2 protein-coding genes are annotated in these 1,114 nt (G+C 74.0%); both read left to right on the forward strand.

Annotated elements, in window-relative coordinates; translation table 11 throughout:
* The coding region (locus D7231_RS35450) for a DUF742 domain-containing protein (protein ID WP_338419913.1) at nucleotides 1–428 on the forward strand (428 nt) is incomplete at its 5' end.
* Nucleotides 406–1,032 (forward strand): GTP-binding protein, encoded by a 627-nt coding sequence (locus tag D7231_RS35455; RefSeq protein ID WP_199739546.1) that lies wholly within the window; start codon nucleotides 406–408, stop codon nucleotides 1,030–1,032. The genes D7231_RS35450 and D7231_RS35455, both read left to right, overlap by 23 nt.
* The last annotated feature ends 82 nt before the right edge of the window (nucleotides 1,033–1,114 follow it).

The following is a 1,114-nucleotide window of genomic DNA, read 5'->3' on the forward strand; positions in this document are numbered from 1 at the left end:
GGCAAGGCCATGGTCAGCCCGCCGCGTCCGCACGGGGCGCCGCCCCCTGCGGACCAGGGCGGCGCGCCCGCATGACCAGGCGGCTGATCCCGCCGTACGTGTGGACCGGGGGCCGGACCCACCCCACGCGCAACGTCCTCGACCGCCTGACCGTGCTGCGGTCGGCCGTGGACGAGGTCCCGGGCGACCTCACGCCCGCCCAGCAGCGGGTGCTGGAGATCCTGCTCGACGGCGCCCTCCCGCTGGCCGAGGTCGCCGCGCACCTGTCGTTGCCCGTCAGCTTCGTGAAGGTGCTGGCGAGCGACCTCCTCGACGAGGGCCTGCTGCACGCCCGCGCGCCGGCCCCCGCGTTCACGCCCGGCCGCGCCTGGCGGCCCGACAAGAAGCTCCTCGAAAGGGTGATCGATGGACTCCGCGCTCTCCAGTAGCCGGGCCGCCACCGGATCCGCCCGCGACCGGATCTACCTGCGCAACCCCGACCAGCAGCTGGTCAAGGTCATCGTCAGCGGGCCGTTCGGCGTGGGCAAGACCACGATCGTCCGCAGCCTCTCGGAGATACCTCCGCTGAAGACCGAGGAGGTCATGACCGCCACCGGCGCCGTCGTGGACCACCTCCACGGGGTGCGGGACAAGACGACGACCACCGTCGGGCTGGACTACGGACGGGTCTCGCTGGCGGACGACCTCGCGCTCTGCCTCTTCGGCACGCCGGGGCAGCAGCGTTTCCACGCGCTGTGGAAGGACCTCACGCACGGCGCGCTGGGGGCGCTGATCCTCGCGGACACCCGCCGCATCGCCGACTCCTACGAGGTGATGGGGCTGATCGAGGAGCAGGGCCTGCCGTACGCGGTGGCGCTCAACCACTTCCCCGACTCGCCCGCCTACCCCGACGCCGAGCTGCGCAAGGCGCTGGACCTGGCCCCCGACACGCCGCTGATCACCTGCGACGCCCGCGACCGCGGCACCTCGCTGCGCGCCCTGCTCGCGCTGGCCGAGCACCTGCAGAAACTCCCCGCCCTGGAGCACCCGTGAACCACCCCTCCCCGCCGGGCCCCTCCCACGCGGGCCCGTCCCACCCGGGGGCCGCGCAGGCCACCGCGCCCGTCCCGCTCTA

The organism is Streptomyces klenkii (genome assembly GCF_003626645.1).
GTDB classification, from domain to species: Bacteria; Actinomycetota; Actinomycetes; order Streptomycetales; family Streptomycetaceae; genus Streptomyces; species Streptomyces klenkii.

Excerpts from the sequence above, each read along its gene's own strand:
- D7231_RS35455 (WP_199739546.1), top strand. The coding sequence starts at position 406 with ATGGACTCCGCGCTCTCCAGTAGCCGGGCCGCCACCGGATCCGCCCGC.